The 17,608-nt window shown below is 72.5% G+C and carries 12 protein-coding genes and 2 riboswitches; of the genes, 3 read left to right on the top strand and 9 right to left on the bottom strand.

Features of this window, described 5'->3' with window-relative positions:
• Positions 1–29: 29 nt before the first annotated feature.
• Entirely contained in the window at positions 30–722 is a 693-nt protein-coding gene (locus ELQ40_RS12170; protein ID WP_205649335.1) for a phosphoribosyltransferase, read from the bottom strand.
• 349 nt (positions 723–1,071) lie between these two features.
• Between ELQ40_RS12170 and ELQ40_RS12165 the strand changes: the two genes are divergently transcribed.
• Entirely contained in the window at positions 1,072–2,802 is a 1,731-nt protein-coding gene (locus ELQ40_RS12165) for a substrate-binding domain-containing protein (protein WP_127793918.1), read from the top strand.
• A gap of 130 nt (positions 2,803–2,932) precedes the next feature.
• Here the strand turns inward: ELQ40_RS12165 and ELQ40_RS12160 are convergent, their stop codons facing one another.
• The 8 genes from ELQ40_RS12160 to ELQ40_RS12130 all read right to left on the bottom strand — a co-directional run bounded on the left by ELQ40_RS12160 (position 2,933) and on the right by ELQ40_RS12130 (position 15,077).
• Complete coding sequence (locus ELQ40_RS12160; protein ID WP_240665783.1) at positions 2,933–4,456, bottom strand: MDR family MFS transporter; 1,524 nt, start codon at positions 4,454–4,456, stop codon at positions 2,933–2,935.
• A 268-nt stretch (positions 4,457–4,724) separates the two neighbouring features.
• Entirely contained in the window at positions 4,725–4,862 is a 138-nt protein-coding gene (locus ELQ40_RS18785; protein ID WP_164863572.1) for a hypothetical protein, read from the bottom strand.
• Between the two features lie 102 nt (positions 4,863–4,964).
• Positions 4,965–9,260, bottom strand: coding sequence for a bifunctional nitrate reductase/sulfite reductase flavoprotein subunit alpha (locus ELQ40_RS12155; protein WP_127793916.1), 4,296 nt, complete (start codon positions 9,258–9,260; stop codon positions 4,965–4,967).
• Positions 9,261–9,400: 140 nt separating this feature from the next.
• Positions 9,401–10,558 carry a cysteine desulfurase family protein gene (locus ELQ40_RS12150; protein WP_127793915.1) on the bottom strand — a complete coding sequence of 386 codons (1,158 nt, stop codon included), beginning with the start codon at positions 10,556–10,558 and terminating at the stop codon, positions 9,401–9,403.
• Positions 10,555–11,418, bottom strand: a complete 864-nt coding sequence (gene nadC, locus ELQ40_RS12145) for a carboxylating nicotinate-nucleotide diphosphorylase (protein ID WP_127793914.1) — start codon at positions 11,416–11,418, stop codon at positions 10,555–10,557. The genes ELQ40_RS12150 and nadC overlap by 4 nt, the downstream gene beginning before the upstream one ends.
• Positions 11,418–12,965: an L-aspartate oxidase gene (nadB, locus tag ELQ40_RS12140; RefSeq protein ID WP_127793913.1), complete on the bottom strand. Its 1,548-nt coding sequence runs from the start codon at positions 12,963–12,965 to the stop codon at positions 11,418–11,420. The genes nadC and nadB overlap by 1 nt, the downstream gene beginning before the upstream one ends.
• 1 nt (position 12,966) lies before the next feature.
• Complete coding sequence (gene nadA, locus ELQ40_RS12135; RefSeq protein ID WP_127793912.1) at positions 12,967–14,337, bottom strand: quinolinate synthase NadA; 1,371 nt, start codon at positions 14,335–14,337, stop codon at positions 12,967–12,969.
• The gene (locus ELQ40_RS12130) at positions 14,334–15,077 is read right to left on the bottom strand and encodes an NUDIX domain-containing protein (protein WP_127793911.1); all 744 of its coding nucleotides are present in this window, start codon (positions 15,075–15,077) and stop codon (positions 14,334–14,336) included. Before ELQ40_RS12130 ends, nadA begins: the two co-directional genes overlap by 4 nt.
• A gap of 224 nt (positions 15,078–15,301) precedes the next feature.
• On the opposite strand from ELQ40_RS12130, the gene ELQ40_RS12125 reads away from it, so the two are divergent.
• On the top strand, positions 15,302–15,664 hold the full coding sequence (locus ELQ40_RS12125) for a DUF1294 domain-containing protein (RefSeq protein WP_127793910.1): 363 nt from the start codon (positions 15,302–15,304) through the stop codon (positions 15,662–15,664).
• Between the two features lie 176 nt (positions 15,665–15,840).
• Positions 15,841–17,328, top strand: coding sequence for an amidohydrolase (locus ELQ40_RS12120; protein WP_127793909.1), 1,488 nt, complete (start codon positions 15,841–15,843; stop codon positions 17,326–17,328).
• A gap of 100 nt (positions 17,329–17,428) precedes the next feature.
• Positions 17,429–17,515: riboswitch (glycine riboswitch) on the top strand.
• Positions 17,516–17,608, top strand: a riboswitch (glycine riboswitch).

Genomic DNA, 17,608 nt, shown 5'->3' with positions numbered 1-17,608 from the left:
ACACGCCGCCCTCGCCGTCCGGAGCGCCGTCATCGCCGTCCGGATGCCTCGGCCTCGAGAAGTGCCGAGACCTCGGCATCCGTGACCTGTCGGAAGTCGACGTAGTGCTGCCCGACCGCCATGAACTGCGGCGGCACCCGGACGCAGACCACGTCGTCGGCGTCGCGCCGGAGCGCGGTGAGCACCTCGCCCGGTCCCACGGGAACCGCGAGGACGACCCGGGCAGCCCCGAGCTCGCGGGCGATCCGGCAGGCCGCCCGCGCCGTCGCCCCCGTCGCGACCCCGTCGTCGACGATGATCGCGGTTCGCCCGGCGAGGTCGGCACGAGGCATCAGGTCGCGGAACCTCGCCACCCTGTTCGCGACCTCGGCGCGCTCTCGGACCTCGACCCGATCGACCACGTCGTCCGAGGCGAGTCGGCGGACGTCGGCGTTCCACACCACGGTGCCGCCCTCGCCGACCGCGCCCATCGCGACCTCGGGCGATGACGGCAGGCCGAGCTTGCGGACGACGAGCACGTCCCACCGGACGCCGAGGATGCGCGCGACCTCGACCGCGACCGGAACGCCGCCGCGCGGCAGTGCGAGCACCACTGGGTCGTCCGCCGGCAGGGCGTCGGAAGGCGCGACCGATGTTCCGGCGGGCGGGCCCGGCGTCCGGTGCTTGCGCAGGGCGTCGCCCAATCGGCGGCCGGCATCGTGCCGGTCCGCGAACCGCTCCATGCCCGTCATCAGACTCCGCGGAGCCCCGTCCGTCAACCCCCTGTCGGAGCGCGACGAGAAGAGGTATCGTCCCTGTACACGGGAATCGGAACGTGGGATCCCGATCCGCACGTACGGGGGTGCGAGCGGTCGCATGGGACCACGGCAGTCGGTCGGGGGGCCGGCTCGGCGGGCGATGCAGGGGGCATCGCCCGCCCTTCCCCGTGCCCGCGGTGGATTTCGACCACACGAGTCGAGGAACTATCGCCTACACTGGGTGAACCCCTCCCCCTGAACGGGGGAACCCGTTCAGACCGGGACCGGCGAGCCCCCCAAGCTTCAGCTTCGCCGGTCGGCTTGGAGTGTCCCCTTGGGTCGTCATAGCATCGCGGCTTCACCGAAGAAGCCGACGAAGTCGCCGTCGCGCGCCTTCATCATGTCCATCGTCGGCGGCGCAGCCGTCGTCGGCCTCGTGGCATCCGGCGTCTTCGTCTGGGTGACCGGGATCGCCGACCCGCTGTTCGCCTCGGCCGCCGACGAGTCCGGGTGCGAGACGAAGCAGGAACTGCTCGTCGTCGCCGACACCTCGATCGCGCCCGTCCTCGAGGACGTCGCCGCGTCCTTCGACGCGGCCGAAGACCACTGCGTGCACACCGAGATCCAGACGCAGGACTCCGCCGACACCGCCGCGGTCGTGGCGAGCGGGGGACTCGACGCCGACGCCTGGGTCCCGGACTCGACGGTATGGGTCGACCGGGTCGCGGCCACCGCATCCTCGCTCGGCCAGGCCGCTCCCGAGCTCGAGGCCCGCGAGTCCGTCGCGAGTTCCCCGATCGTCTTCGCCGTGCCCAGCGCCCGAGCCGAGGAGATCGTCGCGACCGAACCCGTCACCTGGGGCCGCGTGCTCAGCGGCAAGCTGCCCACGCTGCTGCCCGACCCCGAGGCATCGGCTGCGAGCCTCGCCGGGCTCCTCGCGCTGCGCGCGCACGCCCCCGCCGGCGACACGCGGGCGTTCCCTGGCGCCATGATCGCCCTCGGCAAGGCGATCCCCGCTTCGGCGAGTGCCGCCTTCGGCTCACTGCCGGCCGCTGAGCAGCCGAGCGTCGCCGTCACGAGCGAGGTGCAGCTCGCGTCCTACAACCAGGGGGAGCCGACCGAATCGCTCGTCGCCGCGTACCCGGCCGACGGCACGGTCTCGCTCGACTACCCGTTCCTCGTGCTGCCGCGCGGCACCGAGGGGTCGGACGCATCCACCGCGCCGACGGCCACGCCCGCGCCGGCGTCGCGCGCGGAACTCGTGGACCGCTTCGAGCAGGCCGTGCGCGACGCGACCGACGAACTGCTCGCGGTCGGGCTCCGCGCCCCCGATGGGAGCGGCGAGGTGGAGATCGCCGGCCTGAGCGCGACCGCGCCGGCCCCCGCGGCGACCCTCGACAACGCGGCCCAGATCGAGATTCTCCGCGCATGGGGCGTGCTGACGCTCCGTTCGCGCATGCTGGCCGTCATCGACGTCTCCGGTTCGATGGAGGAGCCCGCGGCGAACGGCCTCCGCCGGATCGACGTCTTCCAGCAGGCCGCGATCGGCGCCATGTCGAAGTTCTCCGGTGAGGTCGAGCTCGGCGTGTGGGTCTTCTCCACGGCGCGCAACGGCGACCTCGACTACGAGGACCTCGCGCCGATCGCCCCGCTCGCCGACGCCGCGCACACGCAGCAGATCCACGGCATCATCGGCTCATTGCCCCAGCGACTCGGCGGCGCGACGGGACTCTACGACACGACGCTCGCTGCGGTGCAGCGCGTGCGTGAGAGCTACGACCCCGACAAGGTCAACTCCGTCCTGCTCATCACCGACGGCAAGAACGAAGACGAGAACGGCATCTCGCTCGACCAGTTGATCGCCGAACTGCAGAAGAACGCCGATCCGGCCAAGCCGGTGCCGGTCATCATGATCGGGTTCGGTCCGGACACCGACCTCGCGGCCATGCAGCAGATCGCGGCGACCACGGGCGGTGCCGCCTACTCGGCCGCGAAGCCCGAGGACCTCGGCCTGGTGCTGGTCGACGCACTCACGCAGCGCACCTGCCGCCCGAACTGCGGGTAGTCAGGCAGCACGACGCGAACGGCCCTGCGCACCTGGAGGTGCGCAGGGCCGTTGCTCGTCCGGTACCGGGCGCGGGGTGCTCGCCGGTGCGCGGCTGCACGCGGCCGGCTCGGCGGTCGCGCTTCGCCGGTCAATGCCCGATCGGCGCGCCCTCCGCCATGTCGGCGGGCTTGCGCACGAACAACGCACCCACGATCGCACCGATCGAGAGGATCGCCCCGACGAGGAAGGCCCCGCGGATGCCGGCCGCCTGCGCGGCGATCTCCCCGGCGCCGGCCGTGGACGCCGCGGCCTCGCGCACCGCCAGCACCGAGATGAACAGTGCGGTGCCGACTGCCCCCGCCACCTGCTGCAGCGTGCCGAGGATCGCGGAGCCGTGCGAGTAGAAGCGCGGTTCCACCGAGCCCAGCGCCGACGTGAACAGCGGCGTGAACATGAACGCGAGCGCGATCGACATCACGACGTGCGCCGCCAGCACGAACCACACCGACGTCGTCTCGCCGACGGTCGTGAGCCACCAGAGCACCCCGCTCAGGACGATGCTCGCCGGCACGAGCAGCGGCGTCGGCCCGAATCGGTCGAACAGTCGCCCGACGGTCGGCCCGAGCAGGCCCATCACGAGGCCGCCGGGCAGCAGCAGGAGGCCCGTGGCCAACGGATCGAGCAGCAGGACGCGCTGGAGGTAGAACGGCAGCACGATCAGGGTTCCGAACAGCGTCGCCATGAGCACGACCATCATGCCGATCGAGATGGTGAAGTTCCGCGACGTGAAGGTGCGCAGGTCGAGCAGTGCGCGGTCCTCGCGCTGGAGCAGCAGCTGCCGGCCGACGAAGCAGGCGATGCCGACCACGCCGACGCCCACGGCGACCCACACGGCCCACGCGGGCGTCGCGCCGCCGGAGTCGCCGCCGGATTCACCGCCGAGCAGGCTGAGGCCGTAGACCAGCCCGCCGAAGCCGAATGCCGAGAGCACGACCGACAGCAGGTCGATCCGGAGCTTGCGCGGCTCGTTCACGGTCTCGACCTTGCGCGCACCGATCACGAGCATGACGAGCGCGATGGGCAGCACGATCCAGAACAGGTAGCGCCAACTCAGCGTCTCGAGCACCAGCCCGGAGATCGTCGGTCCGACCGCCGGCGCGACCGACATCACGATGGAGACGCGACCCATGAACCGACCGCGGTCGGACGGTGCCACGACGGTCATGAGCGTCGTCATGAGCAACGGCATCATGATCGCGGTGCCGCTCGCCTGCACGACGCGCGCGGTCAGCAGCACCTCGAACCCCGGCGCCAGGGCGGCGAGCAGCGTGCCGGCCGAGAAGAGGGTCATCGCGGTCACGAACAGCGGCTTGGTCGGGAACCGCTGGATCAGGAACCCGGTGATCGGGATCACGACGGCCATGGTGAGCATGAACGCGGTCGTGAGCCACTGTGCGGCGGTGACCGTGATGCCGAGGTCGTCGACGAGGTGCGGCACCGCGACGCCCATGATCGTCTCGTTGAGGAAGACGACGAACGTCGCCGCGAGCAGCAGCCAGATCACCCTGGTGTTGCTCGCGCCGTGGGCGGGTTGGTGGGCGCGGACGGCCGCGTCCTCGACGACCGCGTTCGAGGCGGTGTCGGGTGAGGTTTCGGCGAGACGTTCAGTCACGTGATCGGATCCCATCGGTCACGGCGGACAGCGGATGCTGACGGGCCGGCGTCGGCGGCGTCAGGTGTTTGGCGGTGCGGATTCTTGTCGGTAGTGCGGATGCTCGTCGGATGACGACCGTCGGGCCGGTGCGGACGGATCGCTCCCGGCCCTACCGTCCGCCAACTCAGGTCCGTGGTGCGGCTATTCCCGATTGCTGCGAACCATAGCGTTGCATCGAATCCGGCCCTCGAGCCCGTTCGACCTCAGGTGCGGGGCTGGCCCGCGCTCACGGGGCGGGGGCGGGACCGTCGGTCGGCTCGGCCTCGGGCAGCCAGCCCTCGAGAAGTTCCTCCTCGGGCGCCACGTCGGCGGACTCGAGGTCGCGCGGTTCGTCGCGGTCGGCGGGGTGGCTGGTGTCGCTCATGCCTCCACGCTATCCCCGACGGCCGACATCCGGAACCTCGCGCGCGGCACCTGCACGCGATCGGACCGGATTCGCGGCGATGAAGCCTACGTCGGTCGCCGATCAATACACGTCGCGGACGTAGCGTTTCTCGGCGACCATCGTCTTGCGGTACGCGAGCGCCGAGTCCTCCGACATCTTGCCGTGCGCGCGGAGGATGTGGAGGAGCGTGTCGTCGACGTCCTTCGCCATGCGGGTCGCGTCGCCGCACACGTAGAAGTGCGCGCCGTCGGCGAGCCAGCGCCAGAGTTCGGCGCCGTGCTCGCGCATCCGGTCCTGGACGTACACCTTCTGCCGCTGGTCCCGCGAGAACGCGAGGTCCAGGCGCGTGAGGAATCCGTCGGAGAACATCTCCTCCAGCTCCTCCCGGTAGTAGAAGTCCGTCGCGCCGTGCTGCTCGCCGAAGAACAGCCAGTTGCGTCCGGTGTGCCCGTCCGCGCGGCGATCGTGCAGGAACGCCCGGAACGGCGCGACACCGGTGCCCGGTCCGACCATGATCATGGGGGCGTCCGGGTTGCGCGGCGGTCGGAACGACGCCGAGCGCTGGAGGTAGATCGGCACCGTGCGGTCGGCGCACCGGTCGGCCAGGAAGGTCGAGCAGACGCCGCCGCGCTCGAGGCCGCCGTCGTTCCCGTAGCGCACGACCGACACGGTGAGCTGCACCTCGTCGGGATCCGTCTTCGGGCTCGACGAGATCGAGTACTGCCGCGGCTGGAGGCGCTTGAGCACGCCGGCCCACTCGTCGGCGGTCGCTCGGGCTGGGAACTCGCGCAGGAAGTCGACGGCCTGCCTGCCCCACATGAACTGCTCGAGCTCGGTCTTGTGGCGGGCGAGCCGGGAGAGCCTCGGGTCGGGGTTGCGTGCCGCGACGAAGCGCAGCAGGTCGCCCGTGACGCGGGCGATGTCGAAGTGCGTGTGCAGCGCTTCGCCGAGCGTGGTGTCCTCGCCGTCGACGTCGATGATGGTGCCGGCGCCGAGGCCGGTCACTCCGAGCCACTCGGCCACCAGGCCGCCGCTGTTGGCGCCCATGACCCCGAGGGCGTCGCCGGCCTCGTAGACGGCGCCCGAACCCGAGAGGTCGAACCCGAACCGGCGCACCTCCTTGTTCGATCCGGGCAGGCTCAGCACGGTGTTGGTGGTGAGGGCGGCGCGCACCGGGGCGTCGCGGGTGAAGACCTTCCGGGGGGCCAGCAGCGTCACGGTGCCGCCGTCGCCCGCGATCGTGAACACCTCGGGTCGCGTCAGGGTCGTGGCGGGCGAGGCGCTCGGCGCGGCGGCGGCCGCGACGGGTGTCGCCGCGCCGGGCACGTCACCGGCGAGCACCTCGACCACCCGTTCGAGCCATTCGGCCGCAGGGCCCTCGTCGTCGGGTTCGCAGTCGACGCGGGGCAGGAGCGCGACGCCGCCGAGCTGGCTGAGGCGCGCGTCGAGGTTGCGGCCGTGGCCGCAGAAGTCGTCGTAGTTCGAGTCGCCCATCGCGAGCACGGCGTGGCGCACTCCGTCGAACCGGGGAGCGTCGTCGGCGCTGAGCGCCTCCCACAGCGCGGCGCCGTTGTCGGGCGGACCGCCGTCGCCGAACGTCGAGGTCACGACGAGCAGGCGCGAGACACCGGCGAGCTCGGATGCGGCGATCTGGTCCATGTCGACCAGTCGGGCGCGGATGCCTCGGCCCTCGAGCGCCCTCACGCACGACTTCGCGAACTCCTCGGCGCTGCCGGTCTGCGAGGCCCAGAGGACGGTGACCGCTTCGGCCGACGCCGTGTCGGCGGATGCCCCGGCGGTCGGTTCCGTGGCCGGGCGTCCTGAGGGCACGTCGACCCGGGAGAACGCCCCCGCGAGCAGCCCGTCGAACCAGGCGCGGACCTCGTCGGAGAGGGGTGCGGTCGGCGGCAGCACGGGAACGCCGGTGGTCGTGGCCGGTGCAGCCGCGAGCGCCGACATGAAGCCCGCGAGGAAGATCCGCTCGGACGCGGACGGCGTGGGCGCAGGTGCCTCGTCGAGGCCTGCGAGCTCCATCACCGATCGCACGGCCGACGCATCGGGGGCCGCGAGCGCGGCCCGGGCATCCGAGGCATCCGGCAGCATGCCCGAAGCGCCCGGCACGAACGCGGCGAGTCCGGTCGGCGCGGCGGCGGAGCTCGCCGGGCCGATCCGCCGCATCGACACGGCCGCGTACTTGAACTCGGGCTGGAGCGACGCGGGGTCGACGGCGTCGCTCGTGAGCGCGTTCACGGTCAGGTACTCGCCGTGCTCGTCGTTCCAGTGGAACGGGGCGAAGAGGCATCCGGGTCGCACGCGGTCGGTGACGACGGCGGGCAGCACGACGCGCCCTCGCCGAGACGCGACCTCGAGCTGGTCGCCGTCGGCGATGCCGTGGGCGGCGGCATCCTGCGGGTGGAGTTCGATGAACGGCGACGGGTTCAGCTTGTTGAGCTTCGCGACGCGGCCCGTCTTGGTCATGGTGTGCCACTGGTGCTGCAGGCGGCCGGTGTTGAGCACCCAGGGGAAGTCGTCGTCGGGCAGTTCGGCGGGGTCGAGGTGCGGTCGGGCGAAGAACTGGGCCCTGCGGGTCGGCGTCGCGAACGCGAGCCGCGGCCGGGCCCCGTCGGCGTCGACGTGCAGCGACTGGCTGACGCCGTCGTTGAGATACCGGATCGGATGCCGCGTCGCCGCGTCGTCGGGCGGGCACGGCCACTGCAGCGGCGTCCGGCGGAGACGGTCGTACGAGGCGCCGCGCAGATCCCAACCGGTCTTCGGGTTCCAGAATCCGCGGATCTCGTCGAAGACCTCCTCGCTCGACGCGAAGTCGAAGCCCTCGCCGTAGCCGAGCGCCCGGGCGACCTGGCAGATCGTGAGCCAGTCGGGTTGCGCGTCGCCGGGCGGGTCGATCGCGCGCTGCACGAGCGTGAGCGTGCGCTCGGAGTTCACCATGACGCCGTCGGACTCGACCCACATCGCCGCCGGCAGCAGGATGTCGGCGTACGCGTTCGTCGCCGTCTCGGCGAACACGTCCTGCACGATCACGAGCTCGGCCTGCTCGAGTCCCTCGATCACCGTCTTGCGGTTCGCGACCGAGGCGACCGGATTGGTGCAGATGATCCAGGCGGCCTTGATCGTGCCCTCGGCCATCCGGCGGTACAGGTCGATCGTGCCGCCTCCCGCTTCGGCGCGGATGGTGCCCGGCTCGAGCCCCCACCGTTCCTCGGTGAATGCGCGGTCGCCGGCGTCGAAGACGGCGCGCTGACCGGGCAGCCCCGGACCCATGTAACCCATCTCCCGGCCGCCCATCGCGTTGGGCTGCCCGGTGAGCGAGAACGGTCCGCTGCCGGGGCGGCAGATCGCGCCGGTCGCGAGGTGGAGGTTGCAGATCGCGTTGGTGTTCCACGTGCCGTGCGTCGACTGGTTGAGCCCCATCGTCCAGAGGGTCATCCACTCGCCGGACGCGGCGATCATCCGCGCAGCGGTGCGGAGGTCGTCCTCTGCGAGCCCGGTGACCTCGGCGACCGCGGTCGGCCGGTAGTCGGCGAGGAACGCGGGCATCGCATCCCACCCGTCGGTGTGCTCGGCGATGAACGACTCGTCGACGGCGCCGTCCTCGACCAGCAGGTGCAGGAGCCCGTTGAGCAGTGCCAGGTCGGTACCCGGCCGGATCTGGAGGAAGAGGTCGGCGCGATCGGCGGTCGGGGTGCGCCGCGGGTCGACGACGATGAGCTTCGCGCCCTGCTTCAGGCGCTCCGCCATGCGCAGGAAGAGGATCGGGTGGCAGTCGGCGGTGTTGGACCCGATGACGAAGAACAGGTCGGCGAGGTCGAAGTCCTCGTAGGAGCCGGGCGGACCGTCGGCACCGAGCGACTGCTTGTAGCCCGTGCCGGCCGACGCCATGCACAGGCGCGAGTTCGACTCGATGTGCAGGCCCCGCAGGTACCCCTTCACGAGCTTGTTCGAGAGGTACTGCGCCTCCGTCGACATCTGCCCGGACACGTACACGGCCACCGAGTCGGGCCCGTGCTCGTCGATGATCGCCCGGAGCCGGCGACCGGCCTCGTCGACCGCGGTCGCGAGCGGGACGGGCACCGCGGCCTCGTCGCGGGTCGGGCGCACGAAGGCGGTCGTCATGCGCCCGGGGGCGGCGAGCAGGTCGCCGTGGGTCGCACCCTTGGTGCACAGGCGGCCCGAGTTGGTCGGGTGGGCCTTGTCGCCGGCGACCCTGGTCACGCCGAGCAGGGCACGACCGGAGGCATCGACGGCCCCGACCTCCGCCGTCGTCACGGTCATGCCGCATCCGACTCCGCAGTACGAGCAGACGGTCCGAGTCGTCCCGGCCACCGGCCGGGTCGAGGTGTCGATGCTCGCGCCCATAGCCTCAGATGATCGACGGCCGAGGTTCCAGCCGTTTTCCCGAGATGTTTCGTTCCGGTGACTTTCGGATCACGGGGAGGGGTCGCGCGTGTGAGGCGGTCGACCGACGGTTCGGTGCGAGGGCCGGTACGCCGGGCACGTCAGGTGCGGATGCCCCGCACGGCCTCGACCGCGCGGACCAGCGCCGTCGCCGCCGCGTCGAGCTCCTCGTCGGTCGTCTCGCGGCCGAGCGTGAACCGCACGGCGGTCTGCGCGAGCCCGGCATCCAGGCCCATGGCGGTCAGCACGTGCGACGGTTCGTCGCTGCCCGCCGCGCATGCCGAACCGCTCGACGACAGCACCCCGTCGCGCTCCAGTTCGAGCAGCACGGCCTCGCCCGACGTCCCCGGGAACACGAACGAGCGGGTGCCGGGGAGTCGGCGCTCGGGATGCCCGGTCAGCACGGCGCCCGGGACCTCGGCGAGCACGCGGTCGGAGAACGCCCGGCCGAGCGCGGCGACGCGCGTGGAGGCATCCGCCCGCTCGGTCTCGGCGAGGCGCAGGGCGGTGGCGAAGCCGACCGCGCCCGCGACGTTCTCGGTGCCCGACCGACGACCGCGTTCCTGCCCGCCGCCGTGCACGACCGGCTCGAGCGGGAACCGCCCGCGCACGACCAGCGCCCCGGTGCCCTTGGGCGCGCCGACCTTGTGCCCGGCGAGCGAGAGCGCGTCGGCGCCGAGGTCGTCGAGCCGAACCGACAGCCAGCCCGCCGCCTGCACGGCATCGGTGTGCATCAGCGCGCCGGCGTCGTGCGCGAGGGCCGCGAGGTCGGCGATGGGCTGCACGGTGCCGACCTCGTTGTTCGCGAGCTGGATCGACACGAGCGCCGTATCGGGCCGCAGTGCCGCCGCCAGCGCGTCCGGGTGCACGAGGCCGTGACCGTCCACGTCGACGAGCGTCACCTCGAAGCCGTGCAGGCGCGCGAGCGCGTCGGCCGACTCGAGGACCGCCTCGTGCTCGACGGGGGAGACGACGACGTGCCGTCGGGGCTGCTCGCCCGTCGCAACGCGTCCGAGGGCGAGGCCCTTCACCGCGAGGTTGTCGGCCTCGGTGCCGCCGCTGGTGAACACCACGTCGCCGGGGCGCACGCCCACCACGTCGGCGACCTCCTCGCGTGCCCACGCGAGTGCGCGAGCCGCCTCGTCGCCGAGGCGGTGCCGGCTCGACGGGTTGCCGAAGGCGCCCGTGAGGTACGGCCACATCGCCTCGAGCGCCTCGCGGCGCACGGGCGAGGTCGCGGCGTGGTCGAGGAAGATCACGAGGCGCCCGGCTCCACGACCACGTCCAGGCCGAGGTCGAGGGAACGCACCGAGTGCGTGAGCGCCCCGACCGAGATCACGTCGACCCCGGTCGCCGCGATATCGGCGACGGTATCGATCGTGACGCCGCCGGATGCCTCGACGACGGCCCGCCCGTCGATGCGGGCGACGCCCTCGCGCAACTGCCCGAGCGAGAAGTTGTCGAGCATGATCGTGTCGGCGCCGCCCGCGAGCACCGCGTCGATCTGGTCCACGCGGTCGACCTCTACCTCGAGGTGCGCGGTGTGCGGCATCCGTTCGCGAGCCTCGCGCAGCGCCGTCGCCAGGTCGCGGCCGCCGGCGGTGAGCACCGCGAGGTGGTTGTCCTTGGCCATGATCGCGTCGGACAGCGAGCGCCGGTGGTTGCGGCCGCCGCCGTCGCGCACCGCCTGGCGCTCGAGGCTTCGCAGGCCCGGCGTGGTCTTGCGGGTGTCGACGATGCGCGCGCGGGTGCCGGCGACGGCGGCGACGTAGGTCGAGGTGAGGGTCGCGATGCCCGACATGCGCTGCACGAGGTTCAGCGCCACGCGTTCGGCGCGCAGGATGCCGCGCGCCGAACCCGCGACCCTCGCCAGCACGTCGCCCGCCCCGAACCGGTCGCCGTCCCCGGCGAACGCCTCGACCCGGATCCTCGCGTCGACGAGCCGGAACGCCGCCTCGAACACGGCGACGCCCGAGTAGACGCCCGGCTCACGGGCGACCAGCTCGGCGGTCGCGGTCGCGTCCTCCGGGATCAGTATCTCGCCGGTCAGGTCGCCCCACGGGGCGTCCTCGTCGAGGGCGGCGTCGACGATGCGGTCGATCTCGCGGCGGTCGGTCATCAGGCGGCCTCCAGTTCGGGGCGGGCTGCGGACGCCGCGGACGGGGCATCCGATCGGAAGTGGGCGCCGACGCTCTCGCGGCGGGCGAGCGCCGCAGCGACGGTGAGCCGGGCGAGGTCGAGGAGGTTGCGGTCCTCGGCCGTCATCCGGTCGACGGGCTCGGGCGCGTGCCAGGCGTCGAGCTGCGCGGCCGCCTCCTGCAGGCCGGCGGCGTCGCGCACCAGCCCGGCATGGGTCCACATGAGCTCGCGCAGGGCGGCACGGTCGACACGTGCGTCGGCGCCCGCCTCCGCAACTCCGGACGCGTACGCCGACATGCCGTGCCCGCCGCGCACTGCGCCGGCGTGCCGCGCGCCGACTCCGGAGTTCGGCCAGGCCTCCGCCGGGGTGGCCAGCGCGCGAGCCGCGCGATGCGCGAACACCGCCGCCTCGAGCAGCGAGTTCGACGCCAACCGGTTCGCGCCGTGCACGCCGGTGCGTGCGCACTCGCCGACGGCGAACAGGCCCGGCATCGACGTGCGTCCGTGCCGGTCGGTCGCGACGCCGCCCATCGCGTAGTGCGCGGCAGGGGTGATCGGCACCGCTTCGCGAGACCAGTCGAACCCGGCCGAACGGATCGCCCGGTCGACGCCGGGGAACCGACGGGCGAGGAACGCCGCGTCGAACGCCGTGGCGTCCAGCAGCACCGGTGCACCGCCCTGCTCCTGCATGCGCTGCCAGACCGCGCGGGCGACGACGTCGCGCGGGGCGAGTTCGCCGCGCGGGTCGACGTCGAGGAGGAAGCGCGCGCCCGAGGCGTCCCGCAGCACCGCGCCCTCGCCGCGGACCGCCTCGGAGATGAGCGGCGTGCCCGGAGCGGCAAGCGCCGTCGGGTGGAACTGGGTGAACTCGAGGTCGGCGACGGCTGCGCCGGCGCGCCATGCCGCGGCCACGCCGTCGCCGGTGGCGACCGACGGATTCGTCGTATGCCGGTAGAGGCATCCGTTGCCGCCGGTGGCGAGCACGACCGCGTCGGCGATGCGCTCCACGCGGCGACCGGCAGCGTCGAGGACGATCGCACCCGTCACCCGCCCGTCCTCGACCCGCAGGTCGAGGAGCGTCGCGTGCTCGGTGATCGCGACCGCGCGGCGGCGGACCGTCGCGACCAGCGCGGCCTCGATCGCCGCCCCCGTGGCATCGCCGCCCGCGTGCAGGATGCGCGCACGGGAATGCGCCGCCTCGAGCCCCCGCTCGAGCCCGGACTCGCCGCGGTCGAACGCGACGCCGAACCGGATCAGGTCGCGCACCCGCGCCGGGCCCTCTTCGCAGAGGAGCCGCACCGCGACCGGGTCGCAGAGACCGGCGCCCGCGTCGAGCGTGTCCGCGACGTGCCGCTCGACGGCGTCGTCGGGGAAGATCGCCGCGGCGATGCCGCCCTGGGCGTGCCGGGTGCTGCCCGCGGCGAGCTCCGCCTTGGTGACGAGTTCGACGTCGTGGCCCGCCTCGGCGGCGCGCACGGCGGTCCACAGCCCGGCGATGCCGCTGCCGATCACCAGCACGCGGGCCATCTCAGGCCCCCGTGGCCGCCGGCTGCGAAGCCGGCGGCTTCGCCGCGAGCATCCGCTCGAGCGCGACGCGCGCGTGCCCGGCGACCTCGTCGCCGACCGTGATGCGGTTGACGACGTTGCCGGCGACGAGCTCCTCGAGCACCCACGCGAGGTAGCCCGGGTGGATGCGGTACATCGTCGAGCACGGGCAGACCACCGGGTCGAGGCAGAAGATCTCGTGCTCGGGGTGCTCGGCCGCGAGCCGCTGCACGAGGTTGATCTCGGTGCCGATCGCGAACGTCGAGCCGGCCGGCGCCGCCGCGATGGCCTTCACGATGAAGTCGGTCGATCCGGCCGCGTCGGCCGCATCGACGACCTCCATCGGGCATTCGGGGTGCACGATGACCTGCACGTCGGGGTGGGTCTGCCGGGCGTTCGCGATCTGGTCGACCGTGAAGCGCTTGTGCACCGAGCAGAAGCCGTGCCAGAGGATCACCTTCGCGTCGGCGAGGTCGTCCGCGGTCGAGCCGCCGAGCGGCTTGCGCGGGTTCCACATCGGCATGCGCTCGAGCGGCACGCCCATCGCCTTCGCGGTGTTGCGGCCCAGGTGCTGGTCGGGGAAGAAGAGCACCCGCTGACCGCGTTCGAAGGCCTGCTCGAGCACGGTGCGCGCGTTCGACGAGGTGCAGACGATGCCGCCGTGGCGGCCGACGAACCCCTTGAGCGCGGCCGACGAGTTCATGTACGTGACGGGGATGACGGGCACCCGGCCGTCGGCGTCGACCGCATCGAGGTCGCCGTAGACGTCGGCGAGCTGCTCCCAGCACTCCTCGACGCTCGACTCGTCGGCCATGTCGGCCATGGAGCATCCGGCGGCGAGGTTCGGGAGGATGACCGCCTGGTCGGGGCGCGAGAGGATGTCGGCGGTCTCGGCCATGAAGTGCACCCCGCAGAACACGATCGCCTCGGCGTCGGGGCGCGTGAGGGCGGCGTTCGCGAGCTGGAACGAGTCGCCCGTGAAGTCGGCGTGCTGGATCACCTCGTCGCGTTGGTAGAAATGCCCCAGCACGACGACGCGGTCGCCGAGGGCCTGCTTGGCCGCGCGGATGCGTTCGTGCAGCTCCGCGTCGGTCGCCCGGCGGTACGCCTCGGGGAGGGCGCCCTGCCGGGGGGCTCCCGCGGGGATGACGTCGCCCATCGACGCGCCGGGGCCGTAGGCCGCCGGTCCCCGGTCGAAGTCCCACGGGCCCGCGACGAGGTCGGGCGAGCACGTGCCGCCCGACTGCCTGCCGGTCGAGATGAGCCGAATGCTCCGGTCGACGGATGCGGCGAGGCGCGTGGCGGCCGCGTCGGTCGCTGCGGCGGGTGCGGTGCTGGGATCGACGAGCGTCATGACGGACTCTTCCTCAGGTGCGGTGCGATGGGGACTCGGAACGGCCCCGCGCTGCCGACGTCGGTCGGCCCCGCGGGGCGATAGAGCTTGGGCGGCCGGTGCCGCGTGCCGGTGCGCACCTCGCCGGTCTCGACGAGCGCGCCGGATGCCTCGACGGTGCGCCGGAAGTTCGCCGGATCGAGGTGCACGCGCAGCACGGTCTCGTAGACCTCGCGCAGCTCGGCGATGGTGAACGTCTCGCCGAGGAACGCGTGCGCGATCTGCGAATAGCCGAGCTTCGTGCGCAGGCGCCCGAGCGCGTACTCGACGATCGCGTTGTGGTCGAAGGCGAGGTCGGGCAGGTCGTCGGCGTCGAACCAGCGCACGTTGGGGTCGTCGATCGCGCCCGTCGTCTCCTCGGGGCGGACGAGCGCCCAGTACACGACCGAGACGACGCGCTCGTCGGGGGAGCGGTCGGGGTCGCCGAACGTGTAGAGCTGCTCGAGGTAGCGCGGCGTGACGCCGGTGGTCTCCTCGAGGGTGCGCGCGGCGGCGCGGTCGAGCGCCTCGCCGGCGCCCAGCCACCCGCCGGGCAGCGCCCAGCGACCCTCGCCGGGTTCGCGAAGGCGTCGCACGAGGGGGATCCACAGCGAGGTGCGGTCGGATGCCGAGCGTTCCGCGCCCTCGGGCGTCACGCCGGGTTCGAGCGCGAAGATGACGGTCGAGGTCGCGAGTCGCACGTCGCGTTCGTGTCGTGGCATCCGTCGCCCCCCTCTCCGTTCATCCGGTCCGTCGATCCGGCGGCGGTTCGCCGTCGAAGCGAGCCGTCGAATAAAAGTCAATCTGACCTGAAGTGCTGGATACAGCTTACAGTCGAACTGACACGAACGCGAATCGGGCGTGGTAAGGGGTCGTCCCCGGGGCCCGCCCGTAGGATCGCCACGTGCCCGCGCCCGCCCGATCCCGCCCCGCATCTCGATCCCGGATGGACCCGGGCGCGCTGATCGCCGGCGCCGTCTTCGGCGCCGCGGCGATCACGGTGTGGGTGCTCGGCGGCGCCGTGCTGCTCGTACCGGCCTGGTACGCGCTCACGAGCCTGCTCGCCGCGCTCGCGTACTCGCGCGACAAGTCCGCCGCCCGACGCGACGAGCGCCGCATCCCCGAGTCCACCCTCCTCGCCTTCGGACTCGTGGGCGGGTGGCCGGGGGCGCTCGTCGCCCAGCAGGCGCTGCGCCACAAGACGCGCAAGCGCTCCTTCGTCGTCGCGTTCTGGGCGTCGGTCGTGCTGAACGTCGCCGCGCTCGCCGCGGTGCTGCTGTGGATCGTGCCCGCCGTCAGCGGCCGGTGATCGCCTCGCGTGACTGATCGGGCGGCTTGAAGAGAGTGAATTGGCCGAAAAGTTCACTGTGAACTCTTCTCATGGCCGACTCATCGATGACATGATGCCGAAACACCGGCGCGATCGACTGCACGAGGACGTGCGGCACGCGCGGTCCCCGTCACCGACCCGACAGGAGCGTTCCCATGCAGGACACCACCCCCATCGAGCGGATCGTCGAGGCGATCGGCCCACGGTTCACCCGGCTCAGCGACGAGATCTGGGACGACCCGCACCTGCGCTGGCAGGAGTACGGCTCGATGGAGAAGCAGATCGCCGCGGCCGAGGAATTCGGCTTCACCGTGCAGCGCGAGGCCGGCGGCATCCCCACCGCCTTCTCCGCCGAGAAGGGCGAGGGCGGCCCGGTCATCGCGTTCCTCGGCGAGTACGACTCGCTCGCCGGCCTCAGCCAGGCCTCCGGCGTCGCCGAGCCCGCGCCGAACCCCGAGACCTCGAACACGAACGGGCAGGGCTGCGGGCACAACCTGCTCGGGTCCGGCTCGCTGCTCGCCGCCGTCGCCGCGGCGAAGCACCTCGAGGAGGAGGGCCTGCCGGGCCGGGTCCGGTACTACGGATGCCCCGCCGAGGAGGCCGCGGCAGGCAAGACGTTCATGGTCCAGGGCGGCGCATTCGACGGTGTCGACGCGGCGGTCTCGTGGCATCCGGCACCGGTCATGACCGCGACCCAGATCCTGACCCTCTCGTACGCGCAGGTGTACTTCCGCTACACCGGCGTCGCGTCGCACGCCGGTGCCGACCCGGCGCACGGTCGCAGCGCGCTCGATGCGGTCGAGCTGTGCAACGTCGGCGTCAACTTCCTGCGCGAGCACATGTCCGACACCGCTCGCGTGCACTACGCCATCACGGATGCCGGCGGCCACTCGCCGAACGTCGTCCAGGCGAACGCGAGCGTCTACTACGTCGTGCGGGCCAACACCGTCGCCGAGATGCGCGAGCTCTACGACCGGGTCGTGAAGATCGCGCAGGGCGCCGCGCTCATGACCGAGACCACGCTCGAGATCGACTTCGACGGCGCGTGCGCCGAGATCCTGCCGAACGTCGCGCTCGAGCAGGCGCTGCAGGCGAACGTCGAGTCGATCGGCGGCGTGCCGTTCGACGACGCCGACCGCGAGGCCGCCGCCGCGTTCACCGCCACGGTGCCCGAGCGCGAGGTCGCCGGCATGCGCCGGTTCCTCGGGCTGCCGGCCGGCGCCGTGCTGCAGGACGGCGTGCTGCCGCTCGGCGACCCGAACCGCCGCCAGCAGATGACGGGGTCCTCCGACGTCGGCGACGTCAGCTGGACCGTGCCCACGGTCCAGATCACGGGTGCGACCTGCGCGGTCGGAACCCCGGGGCACTCCTGGCAGATGGTCGCCCAGGGCAAGCTGCCCGCCGCGCACAAGGGCATGCTGCACGCCGCCAAGGCGATGGCCGCGACCGCGGTCGACCTCATGGTCGACGCCGACCTGCTCGCCGCCGCGCGCGCCGAGTTCGAGGGGATCATCGCCGAGACGCCGTACGACTGCCCGATCCCCGAGGGCGTCGTCGCGCCGCCGCTGCGCGCGGGCAACGAGGCGCACCTCATCGCGTCCGACCACGCCGCGCAGGTCGCGGCGCAGGTCGCCGCGGGCTGAGCCGCACCGGTGCGGGGGCCGCCGATCGGCGGCTCCCGCCCCACGGTCTCCGGCGCCGGACTTCCGTGCCGTAGACTCGAACCCACAATTCAACGACCGCACACCCGTCACGGGAGAAGCCGCCTCGCGGCTGCCGTAGGAGCAACCCCTCCCGGAATCTCTCAGGCCCATGTACCGTGGCGGCAGGTCACTCTGAAAAGCGGCGCCCAGGCGCCCGCCGACGGGGCAAGCGCGATCACCATCGCGTGGAAACTCTCAGGCCAATGACAGAGCGGGAGGA

The sequence above is a fragment of the Agromyces sp. LHK192 genome (genome assembly GCF_004006235.1).
In the GTDB taxonomy this organism is placed as follows: domain Bacteria; phylum Actinomycetota; class Actinomycetes; order Actinomycetales; family Microbacteriaceae; genus Agromyces.
Note: the sequence above shows the minus strand (reverse complement) of the source record. Positions and strands in the feature narration are given on the sequence as shown.

What these genes read in the sequence shown, in the direction of transcription:
- ELQ40_RS12170 (WP_205649335.1), bottom strand. Translation starts at nt 722, where the DNA reads ATGGAGCGGTTCGCGGACCGGCACGATGCCGGCCGCCGATTGGGCGAC.
- ELQ40_RS18785 (WP_164863572.1), bottom strand. Translation starts at nt 4,862, where the DNA reads ATGAGCGACACCAGCCACCCCGCCGACCGCGACGAACCGCGCGACCTC.
- ELQ40_RS12155 (WP_127793916.1), bottom strand. Translation starts at nt 9,260, where the DNA reads ATGGGCGCGAGCATCGACACCTCGACCCGGCCGGTGGCCGGGACGACT.
- nadC (WP_127793914.1), bottom strand. Translation starts at nt 11,418, where the DNA reads ATGACCGACCGCCGCGAGATCGACCGCATCGTCGACGCCGCCCTCGAC.
- nadB (WP_127793913.1), bottom strand. Translation starts at nt 12,965, where the DNA reads ATGGCCCGCGTGCTGGTGATCGGCAGCGGCATCGCCGGGCTGTGGACC.
- nadA (WP_127793912.1), bottom strand. Translation starts at nt 14,337, where the DNA reads ATGACGCTCGTCGATCCCAGCACCGCACCCGCCGCAGCGACCGACGCG.
- ELQ40_RS12130 (WP_127793911.1), bottom strand. Translation starts at nt 15,077, where the DNA reads ATGCCACGACACGAACGCGACGTGCGACTCGCGACCTCGACCGTCATC.
- ELQ40_RS12125 (WP_127793910.1), top strand. Translation starts at nt 15,302, where the DNA reads ATGGACCCGGGCGCGCTGATCGCCGGCGCCGTCTTCGGCGCCGCGGCG.
- ELQ40_RS12120 (WP_127793909.1), top strand. Translation starts at nt 15,841, where the DNA reads ATGCAGGACACCACCCCCATCGAGCGGATCGTCGAGGCGATCGGCCCA.